General features: G+C 72.2%; 13 protein-coding genes. 5 read left to right on the top strand and 8 right to left on the bottom strand.

Annotated features, from left to right (window positions below):
- Nucleotides 1-3 precede the first annotated feature (3 nt).
- On the top strand, nucleotides 4-1,032 hold the full coding sequence (locus tag CP984_RS28080; protein WP_003979729.1) for an aldo/keto reductase: 1,029 nt from the start codon (nucleotides 4-6) through the stop codon (nucleotides 1,030-1,032).
- A 117-nt stretch (nucleotides 1,033-1,149) separates the two neighbouring features.
- On the opposite strand, the gene CP984_RS28085 is transcribed toward CP984_RS28080, so the two are convergent.
- The 7 genes from CP984_RS28085 to CP984_RS28115 all read right to left on the bottom strand — a co-directional run bounded on the left by CP984_RS28085 (nucleotide 1,150) and on the right by CP984_RS28115 (nucleotide 9,425).
- Entirely contained in the window at nucleotides 1,150-2,388 is a 1,239-nt protein-coding gene (locus CP984_RS28085; RefSeq protein WP_003979728.1) for an acyltransferase family protein, read from the bottom strand.
- Nucleotides 2,389-2,457: 69 nt separating this feature from the next.
- The gene (locus CP984_RS28090) at nucleotides 2,458-3,624 is read right to left on the bottom strand and encodes an alpha/beta hydrolase (RefSeq protein WP_003979727.1); all 1,167 of its coding nucleotides are present in this window, start codon (nucleotides 3,622-3,624) and stop codon (nucleotides 2,458-2,460) included.
- Nucleotides 3,625-3,839: 215 nt separating this feature from the next.
- The gene (locus CP984_RS28095) at nucleotides 3,840-4,520 is read right to left on the bottom strand and encodes a response regulator (RefSeq protein ID WP_003979726.1); all 681 of its coding nucleotides are present in this window, start codon (nucleotides 4,518-4,520) and stop codon (nucleotides 3,840-3,842) included.
- Nucleotides 4,517-5,860 (bottom strand): sensor histidine kinase, encoded by a 1,344-nt coding sequence (locus CP984_RS28100; protein WP_226048709.1) that lies wholly within the window; start codon nucleotides 5,858-5,860, stop codon nucleotides 4,517-4,519. The genes CP984_RS28095 and CP984_RS28100 overlap by 4 nt, the downstream gene beginning before the upstream one ends.
- A 180-nt stretch (nucleotides 5,861-6,040) precedes the next feature.
- Nucleotides 6,041-6,937, bottom strand: a complete 897-nt coding sequence (locus CP984_RS28105) for a DUF4429 domain-containing protein (RefSeq protein ID WP_003979724.1) — start codon at nucleotides 6,935-6,937, stop codon at nucleotides 6,041-6,043.
- A gap of 265 nt (nucleotides 6,938-7,202) precedes the next feature.
- Nucleotides 7,203-8,423, bottom strand: a complete 1,221-nt coding sequence (locus CP984_RS28110) for an alpha/beta hydrolase (RefSeq protein WP_003979723.1) — start codon at nucleotides 8,421-8,423, stop codon at nucleotides 7,203-7,205.
- Nucleotides 8,424-8,666: 243 nt separating this feature from the next.
- Nucleotides 8,667-9,425: a TetR family transcriptional regulator gene (locus tag CP984_RS28115; RefSeq protein ID WP_003979722.1), complete on the bottom strand. Its 759-nt coding sequence runs from the start codon at nucleotides 9,423-9,425 to the stop codon at nucleotides 8,667-8,669.
- Nucleotides 9,426-9,539: 114 nt separating this feature from the next.
- On the opposite strand from CP984_RS28115, the gene CP984_RS28120 reads away from it, so the two are divergent.
- From CP984_RS28120 to CP984_RS28130, 3 genes are all read left to right on the top strand, one after another.
- Nucleotides 9,540-11,144, top strand: a complete 1,605-nt coding sequence (locus CP984_RS28120) for an MFS transporter (protein ID WP_003979721.1) — start codon at nucleotides 9,540-9,542, stop codon at nucleotides 11,142-11,144.
- 347 nt (nucleotides 11,145-11,491) lie between these two features.
- On the top strand, nucleotides 11,492-11,896 hold the full coding sequence (locus tag CP984_RS28125; protein ID WP_003979720.1) for a peptidase inhibitor family I36 protein: 405 nt from the start codon (nucleotides 11,492-11,494) through the stop codon (nucleotides 11,894-11,896).
- A 69-nt stretch (nucleotides 11,897-11,965) separates the two neighbouring features.
- Complete coding sequence (locus CP984_RS28130; protein WP_003979719.1) at nucleotides 11,966-12,295, top strand: hypothetical protein; 330 nt, start codon at nucleotides 11,966-11,968, stop codon at nucleotides 12,293-12,295.
- 160 nt (nucleotides 12,296-12,455) lie between these two features.
- Here CP984_RS28130 and aceE read toward each other — a convergent pair whose 3' ends face one another.
- Entirely contained in the window at nucleotides 12,456-15,188 is a 2,733-nt protein-coding gene (gene aceE / locus CP984_RS28135) for a pyruvate dehydrogenase (acetyl-transferring), homodimeric type (RefSeq protein WP_003979718.1), read from the bottom strand.
- A gap of 469 nt (nucleotides 15,189-15,657) precedes the next feature.
- Between aceE and CP984_RS28140 the strand changes: the two genes are divergently transcribed.
- Complete coding sequence (locus CP984_RS28140; RefSeq protein ID WP_003979717.1) at nucleotides 15,658-16,098, top strand: DUF3052 domain-containing protein; 441 nt, start codon at nucleotides 15,658-15,660, stop codon at nucleotides 16,096-16,098.
- Nucleotides 16,099-16,243: the final 145 nt, after the last annotated feature.

Here is a 16,243-nt window from a genome sequence, read left to right on the forward strand (position 1 = left end):
GGCATGACCACTGAGAAGATAGAAACCGTCCGCCTGGGAGCCACCGGCCCGCTGGTCGGTGTCCAGGGCCTCGGCTGCATGGGCATGAGCTTCGCCTACGGCCCGACGAAGGACGAGGACGAGGCGCGGGCGACGCTGGAGCGGGCGCTCGAACTGGGCGTGACGCTCTTCGACACCGCCGACATGTACGGCGTGGGGCACAACGAGGAGTTCATCGGGCCGTTCATCCGGGCCCACCGGGACGAGGTCGTGCTCGCGACGAAGTTCGCGATCGCCGCGGACCCGGACGACCCGCTGAACCCCGCCAAGCGGTCCATCCGCAACGACCGCCCCTACATCCGCCAGGCCGTCGAGGCCAGCCTGCGCCGCCTCGGCGTGGACGAGATCGACCTGTACTACATGCACCGCCGGGACCCGAACGTGCCCATCGAGGACACCGTCGGCGCGATGGCCGAGCTGGTGGCCGAGGGCAAGGTCAAGCACCTGGGCCTGAGCGAGGTCACCGGCAGCGAACTGCGCGCCGCGCAGGGCGTGCACCCGATCGCGGCCGTGCAGTCGGAGTGGTCGCTGTTCAGCCGGGACGTGGAGGACGGCGTGGTGCCGGCCGCGCGGGAGCTGGGCGTCGGCTTCGTGCCGTACTCGCCGCTCGGGCGCGGCTTCCTGACCGGCTCGTTCGTCAGCGCCGAACAGGAGCTGAGCGAGGACGACTTCCGCCGTCAGCAGCCCCGCTTCACGGGCGACAACGCGAAGGCCAACGCGGCCCTGCTGGAGCCGGTGCGCGAGGTCGCCGCCGCGCACGGGGCCTCGCTCGGGCAGATCGCACTGGCCTGGGTGCAGCAGCAGGCGCAGGTGCACGGCCTGGCCGTGGTGCCGATCCCGGGCACGCGCAAGCGCAGCCGTATCGAGGAGAACACGGCCGCCACCCGCATCGTGCTCGGCGAGGAGGAACTGGCCCGCCTGGAGCCGGTCGCGAGCAAGGTCGCGGGCGACCGGTACGCGGACATGACGCTCACCTCGGTGGGCCGCGAGTAACGACCGGCAGGCTGCCGCCGTCCCCGGGCGGGATGGCGGCAGGGCAAGAGCGAGGCGGGTAGTGCCGTCCCCCGTGGCGGCACCACCCGCCGGTCCTTTCCCGGGTCCCGGCCCGCCTCAGGCCAGTCCCAGCGCGAACACCGCGAACGCCGCCGCCAGGGCCCCCGCGACCGTCCGCCGGGCCGCCGTCATCCCGGTCCACGGCGCCTCGAATCGGCGGGTCACCCGGCCGATGAGCACCAGCGCGACGGCGAAGACGGGCAGCCAGGCGAGGCGGGCGAGAATCCAGCCCGCGGTGTCCGGCGCCGTGGTGAGACCGGGCACGGCACCGGCGAAGGACGCGGGCACGGCCGCCGAGAACATCGCCGTCTGGTGCCAGCACAGCACCGTCATCGCGCAGAGGTTGACGACGACCACCGGCGCCCAGAGGGCCGGGCGGCGCAGCAGCCGGGCGATGCGGTCGCGCAGCAGGACCGCCGCGCCGGACTGGGCCGCGGCCAGCGCGAGGATCAGCAGGGACGGCGGGTGGGAGTTCGTACGGTCCTGGCCCGGGACGCCGACCATGCTCGTCGGGTAGTGGAAGAAGAGCAGCAGCGCCGCGAACAGCGCGGTACCGCCGAGCAGCAGCGTCCACGCGGCGCGCCGCCCGAGCCGCTTCTCGCCCCAGGACACGCCCAGTTGGTAGGCGAACATCCAGCCCGGCAGCAGGTTCAGCAGGCTCAGCCAGGACGGCATGGCGTCGGCGTACGGCCCGTAGCGCAGGAAGTCGACCACGGCGACGGCGGCCAGCAGCGGCGCCGCGGCCCACGCGCCCATGCGGCGGGCCGCGCGGACGCAGTACGGGGTGAGCGCGGTGATGCCCGCGTAGACCCCGACGAACCACAGCGGCTGGATGACCAGCGTCGCTCCCGTACGGAGCGTGGGTTCGGGCACGCCGCACGCGGACAGTACGGGGATCAGCGCCGCCCAGACGGCGGTCACGCCGAGGACGGGGCGGCCCAGCCGGGCGAGGCGCGCCCGCAGCCAGCGGCCCGTCGACTCACCGCGCCCGGCCGCGCGGTGGAAGGACAGCACCGACGCGTAACCGCCGACCAGGAAGAAGATGCCGAGCATCTGGAGCACCCAGCTGGCGGGCGCCAGGGCGGCGAACGAGGACAGCGGGCTGGCGTTGTGCAGCGCGCCGTCGGCGTCGAGCGTGAAACCGCCGAGGAGCCAGTGACCGGTCGGCACGGCGAGCAGCGCGAGGGCGCGCAGGCCGTCGATCGCGCGGTCGCGGTGGGCGGGCGTACGGCCCTCTATGGTGCGGACGGCCTTGCGGACGGGAGCCAGGAGCGGGGCCGGGAGCGGGGTGGCCATGGGGGCCTCTTTTCGCGGTGTCGAAAGGGCGGGAGGGACCGGTGGCGGTGGGCGGGGCGGCCGCGCCCGTCAGCGCACCCGGTCGTAGCGGCCGAGCGCGATGTCGGCGAAGTTGCGCAGCGAGTCCGTGCCGGGCGCGAGATAGCCGGTGTGTCCCTCGGCCGTCCGCGCGGGCACCCGGCGGGCGCCGAACTCCGGGTCGGTCGGGTCCGTACCGTGGCCCAGGCCCAGGAACTCGACGTGCGGCAGGTTGCCGATCCAGTCGGAGGCGTCGCGGGCGGCCCACACCCGGGCGGTGGTGCGCAGCGCCGCAGCGCTGTCCGTCCGCATCCCGGGCGAGCCGAAGACGATCAGGTCGGAGATCCGTCCCCGCTCCAGGTCCGGTACGGCCAGGGCGCAGACCACCGATCCGTAGCTGTGGCACAGCAGGGCCGGGGCCGGTACGCCGACCGCGGCCAGCCCGTCCAGGAAGCGGGCCAGGCGCGGGGCGCCGGCCTCCGCGAGACGGCCGGTCGCGGCGTCCGGGCCGAGGCCGAGCGGGGTGGTGTAGCCGGTCCAGGCGATCGCGGCGGTACGGACGCCGGGCGCTTCGGCGGCCATCCGGGCCCGCAGCGACTTGGCCATGCCGGACGGCGTGCCGTACGGGTCGCGCGCCCGGTCGGACGAGGACAGGTCGATGTCCGAGCCCGGCACGAACACGGACGTACGCCGCGCCGTCGCCAGATCCCCGAACACCTCGGCCACCTGGCCCCTGCCCCTCGGGTCGAAGGCGAGGATCTGGCGGCCGGGGCGGAGCAGTTCGGCGTAGCGATCGGCCAGCCGGCGCGCTTCCTGGTGGTCCTGGAGCGTCCCGGCGGGGTCGGTGGCGCGGGCCAGCCGGCGCGCGCGTTCGGCCTTCAGCGCGAGGGCATTGGCCTGGTAGCGCAGGGCGAGCGGCGCGCCGTCGAGGTTGCCCACGGTCAGCGGATGACGGGCCGTCAGATCCTGGCGCTCGGCCTCCGTCAGCGAACGGAAGAACCGGGCGACCTCGGCCGGGGACGCGGTCGCCGGGTCGGGCAGCCGCTTGCCGACGGAGTGGTCCGCGCGCCAGGCCGCGGCGCCGGGCGCGGGCCCGGTGACTGCGTCCTGCGTGGAACCCGCCGCCCAGCCGCCGGTACCGCCGACGACCGCCGCCGCCAGTGCGACCGCGACGAGCGTGCGCCTACCGCGTTGTGTGGACCGGCGCGGCTTGGACATGGTGGGGTCTCCCTCTTCCGTTGGTGTGGCGGAGGGAAACGTAAGAAGCGGGTGGGTGACGGCACGTCACACCGCGGAGCCAACTGTCCGCTGATACCGGGGTAGGGGGTCCGCGCCGCGCTCGTCCTCCAGCACGACCGGCCACCCCCAGGCCCCTTCGGGGGGTTAGCCCCACCCCGGCCGCGCCGACCGGGCCGGGGGAAGGGCTTTGGCCCTCAGTTCGCCCCCGGCGACACCAGCCCCGACTCGTAGGCGAAGATCACCGCTTGCGCGCGGTCGCGCAGCTCCAGCTTGGCCAGCACCCGGCCGATGTGGGTCTTCACGGTCTGCTCGGCGAGCACCAGCGACTCGGCGATCTCCTGGTTCGACAGGCCGCGGGCGATCAGCTCCAGTACCTCTGTCTCACGCGGCGTCAGCCCGTTCAGGCGCAGCGCGGTGCGGTCCTTGCGGGGCGCGGGCCGCTGCCGGGCGAAGTCGGCGATCAGCCGCCGCGTCACGGACGGCGCGAGCAGCGCCTCACCCGCCGCCACCACCCGTACCGCCGAGATCAGATCGGCCGGCGGCGCGTCCTTGAGCAGGAACCCGGACGCCCCGGCGCGCAGCGCCTCGTACACGTAGTCGTCCACGTCGAAGGTGGTGAGCATCAGCACCTTCGGCCGGTGCACCACGCCCGGCGGCGGGTCCAGCAGCTGCCGGGCCGCCTCCAGCCCGTCCATCTCCGGCATCCGGACGTCCATCAGCACCACGTCCGGGTGCGTACGGCGGCTCAGTTCGACGCCCTGCGCGCCGTCCGGCGCGTCGCCGACGACGTCGATGTCGCTCTGCGCGGCGAGCAGCGCGGCGAAGCCGGCGCGCACCATGGCCTGGTCGTCGACGATGATCACCCGAGTGGTCATGCGGGGTTATGGTCCTTTGCTGTTATGGGGAGTTGGGCGGCTACACGAAAGCCGCCGTCGGGCAGGGGCCCGGTGTCCAGGGTGCCGTCCACCAGGCGTACGCGCTCGCGCATGCCGACCAGGCCGTGGCCCGTACCGGAGGTCTCCAGCGGCTTGGCGGGGCGCGGCGGGGCGCTGTTGACGACCAGGACCGTCAGCAGGCCGCCCTCCTCGTCCACCGTGACCGACACGCGGGTGTGCGCGCCCGGCGCGTGCCGTACGACGTTGGCCAGCGCCTCCTGCACGATGCGGTAGGCCGACAGGTCCACCGCGGACGCCAGGGCCACCGGCCCGTCGGGCAGCGTCAGCTCGACCGGGACCCCGGCCCGCACCGTCCCCTCGACCAGCTTCGCCACCTGCGCGAGACCGGGCTGCGGTGCCTTCTCCGGGCCGCCGTGCCGCTCCGTCTCCTCGCTGCGCAGCACGCCCAGCAGCCGCCGCATCTCGGCCAGCGACTCCCGCGCGGTGGCCGCGATCGTGCTGAACTCCTCCTGCGCGGCCTGCGGTATGCCGCTGATGCGGTACGGCGCGCTGTCCGCCTGGACCGTGATCACCGACATGTGGTGGGCCACGACATCGTGCAGCTCGCGCGCGATACGGGTGCGCTCCTCCAGCAGCGTGCGCATGGCGCGCTCCGCCTCGCTGATGTTCTCCTGCTCGATCAGCTTGCGCTGCGCGGCCCCGCGCTCCCGGAGCGCGGCGCCCACCAGCAGCACGACGCCGGAGAGGGTGAACATCAGCACCCAGGTGCCGTCGCCGTGGTTCGGCCGGACCATCTCGAAGAAGACGCTCACCGCGCCGGTCGCGCCCCAGACGGCCATCAGCGTGCGGCGGCGCTCGCGCAGCGAGAGCGCCAGCATCAGGACCAGGTAGCCGACGATGACGGTGGGGGGCCAGGGCCAGACGTGGTCGTCGGTACTCGGCAGGAACCCCAGCACGATGCCACCGGCGACATCCGCCGGGAAGATCACCCACCACGCCTGGAGCGGCCGGGCCACCGCCAGTAGCAGCGGCACCGTCTGGGCGATGGCCAGCGTGCCGGCCGGGCCGCCGCTGAGCCCGTAATCGTTCATGAGCACGTTCACGGTCGTGGGCAGCAGCGAGACCATGAAGGCGAAGACGACCACGTACGGCAGCAGGCGCAGCCAGCGGTTCTGCACCTGGCCGAAGAGCGGGACACCGGGCCCGGTCGGCGTCCCGAGGTCTTCGGCGAGGGTGCGCAACGCCTGCCGCCCGGCCCGCCGGAGGCGGGGGCGGAGATCGCGGAGGCCGTCCGTGCGGCGCGGTGGTGTGGTCTTCATGACCTGGTCAGCGTAAGCGGCGTCCGGGCGCCGCGGCGTCATACCGGGGTGGGCTGCTGCCGTCATACCGCGGTACGGGGGCGGTGGCGTCGTACCGCGGTACCGGGACGACTCGGTACCCCGGTACGGGCGCGACGCGTGGCGCCCGATGCCACGCGACGCTCCCCACCGCTGCTTCGGCTACAACTCCGCCAGCAGCTCGGCCTTCTTCGACGTGAACTCGGCGTCCGTCAGAAGACCCGCCGTGTGCAGCTCGCCCAGCTGCCGTATCCGGTCCGCGATGTCGGCCGGATCCCGCCGCGTATCGTCGCGGGGCCGCACCGCCCGGCGCGGCGCCGCGTCCCCGTCGGAACCGGCGGCCCGTACGGCCTGGAGCACCGCGGCGGCGAACGGCAGCGATTCGTGCACCGGCCCGTACCCGAGCCCGAACACCACCGAGGCCGGGTCCTGGTCCGCCTCGCCGGGCCGCCGGCCCTCCGCGCCCTTCTCCACCAGCCGCAGGTATCCGTTGCCCGACAGCACCCCGGCGCCGCCCTCCGGCGAGCGCCACTCCACCCCGGCCAGCCCGTCGACCGGGAAGCTCTGGTCGCCGCACTTCCACTTGGCCGACGAGGCCCCCGTCCAGAACCAGCGGAACGCGACCGCGCTGCCGTCGAACGACGCCTTGCCGTCGTACGCCTTGAAGGTCAGCGGCGGTTCCGGCGCGGTGACCAGGTGCTTCTCGGCGGGCCGCGCGGCGTCGGGCCCGAGCGCGCCGCGCAGCTCGTCCCGGTAGTACTCGGCGAGGACCTCGCGCTCGGCGGGCAGCACCAGGCGGTAGGGGTCGAGGTCCTCCTTGAGCTGGCCGGCCGCGGCCTCCAGCAGCGGGTCGGCGCCCGGCCGGGGCACCGCGCGCAGCACGACCGTGCCGCGCCTGCCCGGCGTCAGCTCGACGGACTTCAGCGCCTCGTACGGGACGCGCCGCTCGCCGAGCGCCTGGAAGAGCTTCGGCCTGCGGATCCCCCGTTCGAAGCGGATGAGCACGGAGTCCGTGTCGAACTCCCAGACGGCGTGAAAACCGGCCAGCACATCACCCATGCGGCTCATCGTAAGCGGCGGTCGCCCGCCCGTCCCCCTTCCGGACATCATGCGCTACGCGCGTCAAGCCGCTTTTGCCCCATGCCGCCCGCGAGCCCGGTGTGTCCGGAGCGCGCGACCCGTGACTCCGGTATCCGGCGCGGGCATCGGGTCCGGCGGCACGGCCGGGGAGTGACCCGCGCGCGGCCGGTGCGCCCGGCCCGCCGCGCGCCCGCCTCCCGGCCAGGGCGTTCCCTTCCCGGAGCCCGCCTCCGGGCGCCGCGGCTCAGGCGAGGTCGGCCGAGCAGTCCCGGTCCTGCGGGGCGCAGTCCACCGAGGCGACCGCGCCCACCCCGATCATCGCGAAGTTGCGCAGGCTCTGTGTGCCGGGCTCGAAGTACCCGGCGTGTCCCTCGGCGCCGCGGGCCGACAGCACCCGCGAGCCGAAGGCCGGGGTGACCGGGTCGGCGCCGTGGCCGAGCCCGCCGACCTCCATGTACGGCACGTCCTGAATCCAGTCGTCGGCGTCCCGCATGGCCCAGACCCGGGCGTGCGTACCGAGCCCGGTGACGGTCTCCGACCGCATGCCGGGGCTGCCCGCCACCGCGATGTCGGTCACGGAGGACGGCAGCCGGCTGGCCGCGACGCCGCACACCACGGAGCCGTAGCTGTGGCACATCAGCGATACGGAGGCGCTCTTCGGCAGCGCCCGGACCAGGGCGTTCAGCCGCAGCGCGCCCTGCGCGGCGAGCTGCCCGGTGGCGGCCTCGACCCCGAGCCCGGCAGGTGCGGTGTAGTCGGCCCAGGCGATCACCGCCGTACGGGCGTCGGCGCGGGCGGCGCGCTGCGCGTCGTAGAGCGACTTGGCCATGCCGGCGGGCGCGCTCGTGGCGCGCGCTGTGCGCTCGAAGGTGGCCAGGTTGGTGTCCACGCCGGGCACCACCACGGAGACGCGGCGGGCATGCCCCAGGTCACCGAAGACCTCGGCGGCCCGGCCGCCGCCGGCCGGGTCGAAGGCGAGGATCTGCCGCCCCGCGGTGCCCATGGACTCGAAGCGGTGCATCAGCCGGCCCGCGTCCTGGCGGCCCACCGGCGTCAGCCGCTGATCGTGCATCCGTTTCCGCGCCGCGTCGCCGGCCTGCCGCAACGCCTTCTTGTTGGCCCGATAACGCAGGTCCACGGGGGCGCCGCCCATGTTGCCGACCACCAGCGGGAAGCGGTCGGCGAGCGCGGCCCGGTCGGCGCGGCCGAGCGAGCCGAAGAAGGCCGCGAGCGCGCCGGGCGCCGAGCCGGCGTCCGGCAAACGGTGCCCCCGGAAGGAGGCGTGGTCCCAGGCGGCCCGCGCGGTGGCCAGCGGATCGGCGTCGTCCTTGCTGCCTCTGACGGCCGTCCAGCCGGTCATCGCGAGCATCACGAACACCACCACCAGGGCGAGCGCCGCACGCCAGGCGGTGGACTGCAGGAAACCGAAGGAGGGAGCACCGAGCCCCGAGAACGAAGAAGTCACCGCGGGCCACCCTAGGAGACGGGGCGGGGCGCCCGCTCGGCCCGTGAGGGATATCACGTTTCGACCTGCGCATTTGGCGCCACAACGGACACGCCGTGCGGCGGTTCGGCGCTCAGACGTGCAGAAACGTTCTCAGGTAGGTGGTCGGGTGGGGCGGCGGGTCGGGGTGCTGCGGCTGGGTGTGTGGCGGGGGTACGGGCGGACCGCCGCGGCCGTCGGCTCACTGGCCGTGTCGTTCGCCGCCTACCGGCCCCGCCACTCACCGCTCACGGCCGGAACGATCTGCGCGAGGTACTCCTCCGTGATCTCGCGGATCGACTCCACGCTCACGTCCTCGCCCTCGCCCCACACCTTCCCGGCGACCCGCATCACCCCGCTGAACGCCGCCACGACCACCCGCGGGCGCGGGTCCGTCATCACGTCCACGCCCTCGCGCCGGGCGATGAGGCGGGCGATCTGCTCCTCCAGGATCGCGTAGCGGCGCCAGTGCGCGGAGACCAGCGCGGGCGTCGACTCGATCATCTGATAGGTGCGCATGTGCAGTTCCAGCGGAATCACCGACTGGATCGCGCCGCCGATGTCGTCCCACGAGGACATCACGGCGTTGTGCAGCGCCTCCAAAGGCGCCTCACCTTCCGGCCGCCGCTCCAGTTCCTCGGCGAAGCGCGCCTCCACCATCTCGTGGACGGCGAAGACGACCTCCTCCTTGCTCGCGAAGTAGCGGAAGAACGTGCGCTGCGAGACGTCGACGGCCTCGGCGATCTCGTCGATCGTCGTCTCTTCGTAGCCGTGCGCCGTGAACAGTTCGAGGGCGGAGCGGATCAGCGCGTCACGGGTGCGCTGCTTCTTGCGCTCGCGCAGGCCGCCGGAGGGGGCGGGAGCGGGCCGCGCCGGGCGCTCGGTGGCCGGGCCGGCGCCCGCCGAAGGAGTCGTGTTCCTGTCGCCCGGACCGGGTGACCAGGCGGTTTCAGGTCGTGTCACCTGCGGCGTGGAGGGTGCCATCCTGCGCCGCCTTTCTCGTTGTTGCCGCTGCTCAGAATACCTGTGAGCTAGATGACAGTTACCGACTCATGAATTGCTTTGTCAACTGTCAGTGGCTGACATTAGCCTCGAAGAATGAGCTCTCAGACCCCGGTTGCCCAAGCCGCACCGGACCTTTCCGTACCGGAGCCTCGCAAGGGACTCCGGGGCCATCCGTGGCTGACCCTGTTCTCCGTCGCGATCGGCGTGATGATGGTGGCCCTCGACGGGACCATCGTCGCCATCGCCAATCCGGCCATCCAGGCGGACCTGAAGGCGTCCCTCGCCGACGTCCAGTGGATCACCAACGGCTATCTGCTGGCCCTCGCCGTCTCGCTGATCACAGCCGGCAAGCTCGGTGACCGCTTCGGCCACCGGCAGACGTTCCTCATAGGCGTGGTGGGCTTCGCGCTCGCCTCCGGAGCCATCGGTCTGTCCAGCGAGGTTTCGCTGGTCATCACCTTCCGCGTGCTCCAGGGCATCTTCGGCGCGCTCCTGATGCCCGCCGCCCTCGGACTGCTGCGCGCCTCCTTCCCGGCCGAGAAGCTCAACATGGCCATCGGCATCTGGGGCATGGTCATCGGCGCCTCCACCGCCGGCGGCCCGATCGTCGGCGGCCTGCTCGTCGAGCACGTCAGCTGGCAGTCGGTGTTCTTCATCAACGTGCCGGTCGGTGTGCTCGCCCTGGTCCTGGGCCTGGTCATCCTCAAGGACCACCGCGCCCAGAACGCCCCGCGCTCCTTCGACATCCCCGGCATCGTGCTGCTCTCGGGCGCCATGTTCTGCCTCATCTGGGCCCTGATCAAGGCCGGTGAGTGGGGCTGGGGCGACGCGAAGACGCTGGGCTTCCTCGCCGCCGCTGTCGTCGTCTTCGCCGCCTTCGCGATCCTGGAGACCAAGGTCCGCGAGCCGCTGATCCCGCTGCGGATGTTCCGTTCCGTGCCGCTGACGGCCGGTACGATCCTGATGGTCCTGATGGCCTTCGGCTTCATGGGCGGCCTCTTCTTCGTCACCTTCTACCTGCAGAACGTGCACGGCCTGAGCCCGGTCGACAGCGGCCTGCACCTGCTGCCGCTCACCGCGATGATGATCGTCGGCTCGCCCGCCGCGGGCGCGCTGATCACCAAGTTCGGCCCCCGTATCCCGCTCGTCGGCGGCATGGTCTGCACCGCCGTCGCCATGTTCGGCATGACGACGCTGACCACCGGTACCGGCACGCTGGCCATGTCCGTGTGGTTCGCGCTGCTCGGCCTGGGCCTGGCGCCGGTCATGGTCGGCGCCACCGAGGTCATCGTCGGCAACGCGCCGCTGGAGCTCTCCGGCGTGGCGGGCGGCCTCCAGCAGGCCGCCATGCAGGTCGGCGGCAGCCTCGGTACGGCCGTGCTCGGCGCCGTGATGTCCAGCAAGGTCAGCTCGGACTTCGCGGGCAACTGGACCAAGGCGGGCCTGCCGGGCGCTCCGGACCCGGCCCTGAAGGCCGCCGCCGAGGTCGGCGCGGTGCCGCCGCAGGTGGCCCAGGCCCCGGGCATGACGCCGCAGATCGTCGACCGGATCGGCACCGCGGTGCACGACACGTTCGTCTCCGGTATGGGCCTGGCCTTCACCGTCGCCTGCGTCGTGTCGGTCGTCGCGGCCGTCGTCGCGCTGTTCACCAAGCGCGGCGCGAACGCGGAGGCGGGCGCGGGCGTCGGACATATCTGACCGACCGCCGGACAACCGGGTCGCGTTGACGCGCGGCCGGCCGGGGCTCTCCGCCCGGGCCGGCCGCGCGTTTCGTTTCTCCACAGGCGCGCGGTCGCTCGTACGGGGCTGAGGTTCTCCGCACCCGTGCGTACGCTGACCGGGCCTTATGCCCGCGAGCCGCGTCAACCAGAGGCCGTGCGCGCCCCGTTGAACGCCCGGCGGCAGCGCATCGCCTGTCCGGGTGGACCGATCCGTGCGGGCCTGGCGCCCGCCCCAGCACCCCGCCAAGCTCGGATCACCGACCCCGCGGCGGCCAACCGCCCGCCGCGGCACACCACTTCGTACTCCACGGGGGAGTGATCCACATGCGTACGGTCCACACCGGCCTCCTGATCGCGGGAGCCGCCGCACTGGCCGCCGCCCACCTCGGCGTCCCGCCCGCGCACGGCACGCCGCAGCCGCGGCCGAGGGCGCACACCGGCCCGGCCGCCGGGGACTGCGCCACCGGTCAGTTCTGCCTCTGGCCCGGCCGCGGCTTCAGCGGTGAGCGACAGGTCCACGAACTGGCCGACACCGACATCGAAAGCTGCGTCACGCTGCCCGCCGGCGCCCGTGCCGCCTCCTTCGCCAACCGCACCGGACGGCCGGTGACCACGTACCAGAGCGCCGAGTGCCAGGAGACCGGGGAGTTCGACACCTACCCGGGCGGCGGCAGCTGGGTACCCGAATCCCCCTACCAGGTGCGGGCGTTCAAAATCTGGGAGAGCTGAGCGGGGGAGTGGAGGCGGCGGCGCGGGGTACCCGGGTGGCGAGCCCGGACCACGCGACCCTCGGGAGGGATGATGGCGGGCCTCGGACAGCACAGCCGTACGCGATGGCGTACCCACTCGCGCAAGACCCCCCGCTCACGGGGCCGGACGGGACCTCGGAGCGGGCCGGACCGCGCGACGCTGGGCGTGATCGGACTCATCTGCGCGGTCGCCGGATTCTTCATCCTCAGCATCGTCCTGGGACCGGTGGCCGTGCTCCTCGGGTGGTTCGCGATGGGCCGCCGGTGGGGTGCCGGAAGCCAGGCGCTCCCGGCACTGGTGGCTGTGGTCCTCGGTGCGATCGACACGGTGCTGGCGATCACCGGGATCGTCGGCGTCGCCGCGGGCTCCCCGATCTGACCGGGCTCCGCGGCAACCGTGGGCGGTCACCCGTCCGTCACCGGACACCCCGGCGGCGGACGGAACCACCGGAACAGCAGAGCGCGGCGCCCCCGGCCGGAGCGTTCCGGCCGGGGGCGCCGCGCTGTGGCTCCACGAGCCGCTGTCGGTACGGGGGCGCCTACGCGTCGCCGCCCGCCTCGCCGGCCTCGGCGGCGGCGACGTCCAGCAGCTGGTAGCGGTCGATCGCCTGCTTCAGCAGCGAACGGTCGACCTTGCCCTCCTTGGCCAGCTCGGTGAGCACGCCGAGCACGATCGACTGCGCGTCGATGTGGAAGAAGCGGCGGGCCGCGCCACGCGTGTCGGCGAAGCCGAAGCCGTCGGCGCCCAGGGACTGGTAGGTGCCCGGCACCCAGCGCGCGATCTGGTCCGGAACCGCCCGCATCCAGTCGGAAACGGCCACCTTCGGGCCCTCGGCGTCGGCCAGCTTCTGCGTCACGTACGGGACGCGCTGCTCCTCCTCCGGGTGGAGCAGGTTGTGCTCCTCGGCCTCCACCGCGTCGCGGCGCAGCTCGTTCCAGGAGGTCGCCGACCAGACGTCCGCCTTGACGTTCCACTCGTCGGCCAGGATCTGCTGGGCCTCCAGCGCCCACGGCACCGCCACGCCGGAGGCGAGGATCTGGGCCGCGTGCTCGCCCTTCTCGCCCTGCTTGAAGCGGTACAGACCCTTGAGGATGCCCTCGGCGTCCACGTCCGCCGGCTCGGCCGGGTGCTGGATCGGCTCGTTGTAGACGGTGAGGTAGTAGAAGACGTCCTCGCTGTTCTCGCCGTACATCCGGCGCAGACCGTCCTTGACGATGTGCGCGATCTCGTACCCGTACGCCGGGTCGTAGGCGACACACGCCGGGTTGGTCGAGGCGAGCAGCTGGGAGTGGCCGTCCGCGTGCTGGAGGCCCTCACCGGTCAGGGTCGTACGGCCGGCGGTCGCACCCAGCACGAAGCCGCGCGCGAGCTGGTCGGCCATCTGCCAGAACTGGTCACCGGTGCGCTGGAACCCGAACATCGAGTAGAAGACGTAGATCGGGATCAGCGGCTCGCCGTGCGTGGCGTAGGCGGAGCCCGCCGCGATCAGCGAGGCGGTGCAGCCGGCCTCGGAGATGCCGTCGTGCAGCATCTGGCCGGTCGGCGACTCCTTGTAGGCCAGCAGCAGTTCGCGGTCGACCGACTCGTAGATCTGGCCCAGCGGGTTGTAGATCTTCGCGGACGGGAAGAACGCGTCCATGCCGAAGGTGCGGTACTCGTCGGGCGCGATCGGCACGAAGCGCTTGCCGATCTCCTTGTCCCGCATGAGGTCCTTCAGGACCCGCACGAACGCCATGGTCGTGGCGATCTTCTGCTGACCGGAGCCCTTCTTCGCGCCCGCGTACGCCTTGTCGTCCGGCAGCGGCAGCGGCTTGGCCCGCACGACGCGGGTCGGCACATAGCCGCCCAGCCCCTTGCGGCGGTCGTGCATGTACTGGATCTCTTCGGAGTCGCGGCCCGGGTGGTAGTACGGCGGCAGGCCGTCCTCCAGGTCCTTGTCCGGGATCGGCAGGTGCAGCCGGTCACGGAAGCCCTTGAGGTCCTCGACCGTCAGCTTCTTCATCTGGTGGGTCGCGTTGCGGCCCTCGAAGTTCGGGCCGAGCGTCCAGCCCTTGACGGTCTGCGCGAGGATCACCGTCGGCTGGCCCTTGTGGGCCTTGGCCGCCGCGTAGGCCGCGTAGATCTTCTTGTGGTCGTGACCGCCGCGGCCCAGGTGCTGGATCTGGTGGTCGGTCATGTTCTCGACCATCGCGCGCAGGCGGTGGTCGTCACCGAAGAAGTGCTCGCGGATGTACGCGCCGGTCTCCGTCGCGTACGTCTGGAACTGGCCGTCCGGGGTCGTGTTCAGCTTGTTGACCAGGACGCCGTCGCGGTCCTGGGCCAGCAGCGGGTCCCAGCTCCGGTCCCACACCAGCTTGATCACGTTCCAGCCGGCGCCGCGGAACTGCGACTCCAGCTCCTGCATGATCTTGCCGTTGCCGCGGACCGGGCCATCCAGGCGCTGCAGGTTGCAGTTGACCACGAAGGTCAGGTTGTCCAGGCCCTCACGCGCCGCGAGGGACAGCTGGCCGAGCGACTCCGGCTCGTCCATCTCGCCGTCGCCCAGGTAGGCCCACACGTGCGAGTCGGAGGTGTCGGCGATGCCGCGCGCCTCCATGTAGCGGTTCATCCGGGCCTGGTAGATCGCGCCGAGCGGGCCGAGGCCCATCGAGACGGTCGGGAACTCCCAGAAGTCCGGCATCAGCCGCGGGTGCGGGTAGCTGGACAGGCCGTTGGGGAACTTGGACTTCTCCTGGCGGAAGGCGTCCAGCTGTGTCTCGGTGAGGCGGTCCAGCAGGTAGGCGCGGGCGTACACGCCGGGCGAGGCGTGGCCCTGGAAGAAGATCTGGTCGCCGCCCTTGCCGTCGTCCTTGCCCCGGAAGAAGTGGTTGAAGCCCACGTCGTAGAGGGAGGCGGAGGACGCGAAGGTGGCGATGTGGCCGCCGACGCCGATACCGGGGCGCTGCGCCCGCGAGACCATGACCGCGGCGTTCCACCGGGTGGCGTTGAGGATCTTGCGCTCGATCTCCTCGTTGCCGGGGAAGAACGGCTCGTCCTTGGTCGCGATGGTGTTGACGTAATCCGTGCTGCGCATCTCGGGCACGGCCACGCGCTTCTCGCGGGCACGCTCGATCAGGCGGAGCATGAGGTAGCGGGCACGTTCCCGGCCTCGCTCATCGACGGCTGCGTCGAGCGAGTCGAGCCATTCCTGGGTCTCTTCGGGATCGAAGTCCGGGACCTGGCTGGGAAGGCCGCCAATGATGATCGGGTTGCGATCGGATCCGGAAGCCACGCTGTTCCTTCGCTGTTCGGTATTGCTCTGCTTGGTGTCGCGCCGTCTTCCATCGTGTACCGGCTCGCCGGGATACGTCATCTCTACCGGTGGGTAACCACTCCCTAAGAGACGGGCGCTGAAAGGCCGGTTTTTCAGGTCGGCCAAATCGCAACCATACGCCCACGCCGAAACCGGCTGCCGTACGGTCGTGCGAACCCCGAAGAGAGGAGCGGGTGCGGGGCGGCGACCCCCAAAGGGCGCAGTCCCCTCTCAAAACTACATAAAGACCACGAAACGGTGTGGGGTGAATCACTTCCCGCCGTGTGCGCGGGGTCGCAGTTGCGGCGAGACGGCGGTAAACGTCACCGTTTCGACGGTCTCGGCCGCCGGGTACTTGCGCGATCCGCCCGGCCCGTGTGGACTACGCCCAATGCCCCGCGCACGCGTGGGTGCAAGCCATTTACCGAAACATGACAGGAGGCAATCCGTGAGCGCGACCGCGGACCACGCGGAGGAGCGGACCAACCCGGCTATCAAGCTGGGGTTCGAGCCCGGACAGGTGGTCCAGGAGATCGGCTACGACGACGACGTCGAGCAGGAGCTCCGCGAAGCCATTGAGGCCGTGATCGGCCAGGAGATCGTTGACGAGGACTACGACGACGTCGCCGACGTCGTGGTGCTGTGGTTCCGCGATGACGACGGCGACCTCACGGACGCGCTGGTGGATGCCATCGGTCTGATCGACGAGGGCGGCGAGATCTGGCTGATGACGCCCAAGACCGGCCGTGACGGGTACGTCGAGCCGAGCGACATCAACGAAGCCGCGCAGACCGCGGGCCTGAGCCAGACCCGGAGCATCAACGCGGGCAAGGACTGGAGCGGCAGCCGCCTGGTCACCCCCAAGGGCGCCAAGTCCGGCAAGCGCTGAGCCGCGCCCCCACGATCCGTACCCAGCCCTCCGCCGGGTGATCCGGTGGGGGGCTTGGTGTGCGCACGCCGGCGCGTAGGGTTGGCCGCAACCTGTTGGAATCCGCCGGAGCGGCCGTCGGCGGCGGTGCCCGTACGTACGCCGG

The sequence above is a fragment of the Streptomyces rimosus genome, from assembly GCF_008704655.1.
Taxonomy (GTDB): domain Bacteria; phylum Actinomycetota; class Actinomycetes; order Streptomycetales; family Streptomycetaceae; genus Streptomyces; species Streptomyces rimosus.

What these genes read in the sequence shown, in the direction of transcription:
- CP984_RS28080 (WP_003979729.1), top strand. Translation starts at nt 4, where the DNA reads ATGACCACTGAGAAGATAGAAACCGTCCGCCTGGGAGCCACCGGCCCG.
- CP984_RS28085 (WP_003979728.1), bottom strand. Translation starts at nt 2,388, where the DNA reads ATGGCCACCCCGCTCCCGGCCCCGCTCCTGGCTCCCGTCCGCAAGGCC.
- CP984_RS28090 (WP_003979727.1), bottom strand. Translation starts at nt 3,624, where the DNA reads ATGTCCAAGCCGCGCCGGTCCACACAACGCGGTAGGCGCACGCTCGTC.
- CP984_RS28095 (WP_003979726.1), bottom strand. Translation starts at nt 4,520, where the DNA reads ATGACCACTCGGGTGATCATCGTCGACGACCAGGCCATGGTGCGCGCC.
- CP984_RS28100 (WP_226048709.1), bottom strand. Translation starts at nt 5,860, where the DNA reads ATGAAGACCACACCACCGCGCCGCACGGACGGCCTCCGCGATCTCCGC.
- CP984_RS28105 (WP_003979724.1), bottom strand. Translation starts at nt 6,937, where the DNA reads ATGGGTGATGTGCTGGCCGGTTTTCACGCCGTCTGGGAGTTCGACACG.
- CP984_RS28115 (WP_003979722.1), bottom strand. Translation starts at nt 9,425, where the DNA reads ATGGCACCCTCCACGCCGCAGGTGACACGACCTGAAACCGCCTGGTCA.
- CP984_RS28120 (WP_003979721.1), top strand. Translation starts at nt 9,540, where the DNA reads ATGAGCTCTCAGACCCCGGTTGCCCAAGCCGCACCGGACCTTTCCGTA.
- CP984_RS28125 (WP_003979720.1), top strand. Translation starts at nt 11,492, where the DNA reads ATGCGTACGGTCCACACCGGCCTCCTGATCGCGGGAGCCGCCGCACTG.
- CP984_RS28130 (WP_003979719.1), top strand. Translation starts at nt 11,966, where the DNA reads ATGATGGCGGGCCTCGGACAGCACAGCCGTACGCGATGGCGTACCCAC.